This is a genomic window from Corynebacterium tuscaniense (genome assembly GCF_008693065.1).
GTDB lineage: Bacteria > Actinomycetota > Actinomycetes > Mycobacteriales > Mycobacteriaceae > Corynebacterium > Corynebacterium tuscaniense.
Genome location: NZ_VXKH01000103.1, coordinates 1 through 3,415, shown reverse-complemented (window position 1 = coordinate 3,415; position 3,415 = coordinate 1). Strand labels below are relative to the sequence as shown.

At 59.2% G+C, this 3,415-nt stretch carries 5 protein-coding genes; all 5 read right to left on the bottom strand.

The annotated features are described in order from the left end of the window. The coding region (locus F4V54_RS10510; protein WP_282958593.1) for an NAD(P)H-hydrate epimerase at positions 1–931 on the bottom strand (931 nt) is incomplete at its 3' end. Between the two features lie 24 nt (positions 932–955). Continuing rightward, positions 956–1,402 carry a type II toxin-antitoxin system VapC family toxin gene (locus F4V54_RS10505; protein ID WP_249041292.1) on the bottom strand — a complete coding sequence of 149 codons (447 nt, stop codon included), beginning with the start codon at positions 1,400–1,402 and terminating at the stop codon, positions 956–958. Then, a complete protein-coding gene (locus F4V54_RS10500; protein WP_150387104.1) occupies positions 1,374–1,613 on the bottom strand; it encodes a CopG family transcriptional regulator in 240 nt (79 codons plus the stop codon). Before F4V54_RS10500 ends, F4V54_RS10505 begins: the two co-directional genes overlap by 29 nt. Positions 1,614–1,660: 47 nt before the next feature. Continuing rightward, positions 1,661–2,470, bottom strand: coding sequence for an Fpg/Nei family DNA glycosylase (locus F4V54_RS10495; RefSeq protein ID WP_150387103.1), 810 nt, complete (start codon positions 2,468–2,470; stop codon positions 1,661–1,663). Positions 2,471–2,474: 4 nt separating this feature from the next. Continuing rightward, the gene (gene rraA, locus F4V54_RS10490) at positions 2,475–2,972 is read right to left on the bottom strand and encodes a ribonuclease E activity regulator RraA (RefSeq protein ID WP_150387102.1); all 498 of its coding nucleotides are present in this window, start codon (positions 2,970–2,972) and stop codon (positions 2,475–2,477) included. Positions 2,973–3,415 lie beyond the last annotated feature (443 nt).

Genomic DNA, 3,415 nt, shown 5'->3' with positions numbered 1-3,415 from the left:
CCTCCGGCAGCCCCCGCACCACCTCCCCCGCCTGCGACCCGGCGTACCGCACCATCGCCGGTGTGGCGCGCACTGCACCAGTGGTGGCCAACAATGCAGCTCCGGGATACGTAGCGCTACCAGCGCGAATACCCACGACACCGCCGGTGTACTTGTCGTCGTAGAACCCTGGCTCCATGAGCGGTTCATTGTCGGCGGGCAGTGTGTCAAGGCTGTCCGGCCACGGCTGGGGTGTCTCGCCTGGGACGGCGCGGAAGAGCACAGTATCGCTGGCGCCCACGTCCAGCTCATCCGCGATGGAGCGGCCATCGGCGATGGACGGCTGCGCTAACAACTGAATCCCACACTCCGGCGCCAAACCATGCGCCCGGCGCCATCCGCCAAATGTCACCGTCGCATCCGCCGTGACGTGGATGTCCCCGCACTCGCCCGTATCCGCGTTGACACCGGACGGCACATCAACCGCCAGCACGTGCACGTACCAGTCCGCCAGACCGTCGAGCACCTGTCCGACCTGCTCATCCAGACCACCCGCGCCCCCGATTCCCGTCAGTCCATCGATGGCGAGGCGGTAATCGCGGCAATCCTCGGGTGCGTTCTCCAGCACCGTGCCACCGGCGTTTATGAACGCCTCCAACGCCGGCTCATGCGCACTCCCCCACGCCAACCACGCATCCACCGCGTGTCCCGCCAGGGCCAGCTCCGCCCCGGCATACAACGCATCACCCCCATTGCCGCCCTTGCCCACGAGCAGCAAACACTTCGGTGACTCCCGGAAATCCCCCACAGTATCCGGCCACCTAAGCATCGCCCCTGCCGCCTCAAACACGGCATGAGCTGCGGATTTCATCAGATCATCGGGCGCAGTCTGGGCCTCAAGCAGTGGCTTTTCGGCCGCACGGATCTGTTCAACTGTGTAGGCGTGAAGCATGCCCCCACCCTAGGCGCGTTAACTCTAGCGGTCGAGGGGATTAACCCACTGAACCCCGTGGAAGCGGGCAAAATCACGGTCAAATGAACACACTGAAGTGCCATGCTCGATGGCAAGGGCAGCGAGATGGGCATCGGTGACCAGGTTGCCCACAGCTTCATTGTTCACAGTGAGCATCCGCAGGATATGAGCATGATTGGGGCTCGGGGTTGGGATCCATGTGTTGGGGTGTTCGGCCCATGCGTCTATGAGATCTGATGCTGCTGCCGGAGAAAGCGGATGGTCAAAAAGCCTCGGGTTTGTACAAATACGCTGAAAGGCGATGAGAGATACCCAAGGGAGCCCAACTCTCTCTGGACCGCTTAGTGCTGATTCCAACCAGTCGGAGGCTTCGCGGTGATGAGACGAACTGGAATCGACAGCGTAGATCAGGACGTTCGCGTCAACGATCATCGGAGTATTCCTGCTCATCGAGCAGACCAAGGACCTCACTCACGTTTGTGCAATCCACCTTCATGCCCATGTTGAAGGTCTTCTGGCGGAAAGGTTCCTGGTCAGGCACCACTTTCAAGCCATCGCGGGCAAGCTCATTGATGACATGACCGATACTCGAGTTCTGCCGCGCGGCCGTGGTTTTGGCGGCCATGTACACGTCATCGTCCAACCTGATAGTGAGCCTCATGAGGTCAACCTATCACCATTGGTGACGCAGGTAAAGGGAATTTTAGCCTACTGACAGCGCGAACACCAGTACAGTTTGCGGCCCTCAACCACCTTCATCTCAATGGGCGTTCCACACACGTAGCAAGGGTCGCCGGCGCGGCGGTAGACGTACACCTCGCCGCCGTGGTCATCTTTGCGCGGGGGCCGGCCCATCGCCTCCGGGGTGTGTTCGGGGCGGACGGTATCGATTCGGCCGTGGTCGACGCCGTAATCCATGAGCTCGCTCAGATCCGTCCACACCGCATTGAATTCGCTGCGGGTCAACTGCGTTCCGGGCACCGACGGGTGAATCCCCTGCCGGAATAGCACCTCAGCACGATAAATATTGCCCACACCAGCGAAGAGCTTTTGGTCCATCAACTGTGACCCAATTGTGCGACGTGAGCACGAGACCCGCTCGAACAAGGCCTCAGGCGGCTCTTTCTCCACGATTGGGTCGAAGCCCGCCTTATCCGAGATCGCGTCCGCCTCCCCCTGCCGCAACAACCGACATGCTTGGGGTCCTCGCAGATTCGCCGCGATGGTGCCATTTGAAATGTGAAGGCGTATTTGCCCCCACTCTTCTTCCGCCGGTTCAAAGCGCAGTGAACCAATCAGCCCAAGATGTATATACACCACCCAGGTGTCCTTCTCATCCGTTTCAAAGGAGATGAAAAGGTGTTTGCCGTGGGCGTGGGCGGTGGTGAGGACGGCGCCGTCGATAAGCTTGGCTTCTTCAGCGAACCTCCCCTGCGGGCTGGTGACCTCAACCTCGCGGCCGCCGAACTCCGTGTTCAGCTGGCGTGCGAGGCGATGAAGAACATGACCTTCAGGCACTTATCTACTTCGGCTCCACCGGGTTCTCAGACACGACGACGCCGTCCGAATCAGCGTAAACATAGTGGCCAGGGACGAACTCGATGCCACCCAGGCGCAGCACGATATTCTGCTCCCCCACACCATCTTTGTTGGACTTACGCGGGTTTGTGCCCAGGGCCTTGCAACCGAAGTCCATGGTGGACACCTCAGCCGAATCACGGATCGGGCCGTTGATGATCACGCCGGCCCAGCCGTTCTTCACGCCGGCGGCGGCGATCATGTCACCCATGAGAGCCGTGTGCATGGAGGCGTGACCGTCCACAACCAGCACCTTGCCCTCACCCGGGGAATTCAACGTCTTTTTCACCAAGCCGTTGTCCTGGAAGCAGGAGATTGTCTGGATTTCACCGCAGAACTCCACCTTGCCGCCATAGTTGCGGAACTGGATGTCGCAGCTCTGCACATCCTTGTCATGAATATCAGCGATGTCAGCGGTGGCGATGAACTGGATGTCCGTCATGGATGTGGCTCCTTCGTTTCTGGTGCTTCTAGGGATTGCTGTGTATCGAGTTTACGCTTATCAGAGCGCGTTTTGGGGTGTGGTCAGCGCCAGTTGGCTTTTTAGACGGACTTCTGGGCTTGATCCCGGCGGAAATTGTGCACGGTTTTCGAAAGTTGGTAACACGTCCTGGGAAACTAGTGCGTCTGTGCACGATTTTTTAAATTCATGCACAGCCGACTCCGCCCTGGACTACGCGCCCCAACCAAAGCGAAAACCCGCACTACACAATGAACTGCTCCCCATTAGTTGGACTGAGAAGTCAGTTATCGACTAGTGGGGAGTAGTTTTCATTGAGAGCACGAAGTTCGCTAAGTGAGCAGCAGCGTGAGCAGTTGGTTGAGTGTTTCGAGCAAGGCATGGGATATGGGGCCGCTGCCAATGCTCTGGGTGTCTCCAAAGAC

Bases quoted from the DNA above. Each gene is read 5' to 3' on its own strand.
- F4V54_RS10505 (WP_249041292.1), bottom strand. From the start codon at position 1,402: ATGAGCAGGAATACTCCGATGATCGTTGACGCGAACGTCCTGATCTAC.
- F4V54_RS10500 (WP_150387104.1), bottom strand. From the start codon at position 1,613: ATGAGGCTCACTATCAGGTTGGACGATGACGTGTACATGGCCGCCAAA.
- rraA (WP_150387102.1), bottom strand. From the start codon at position 2,972: ATGACGGACATCCAGTTCATCGCCACCGCTGACATCGCTGATATTCAT.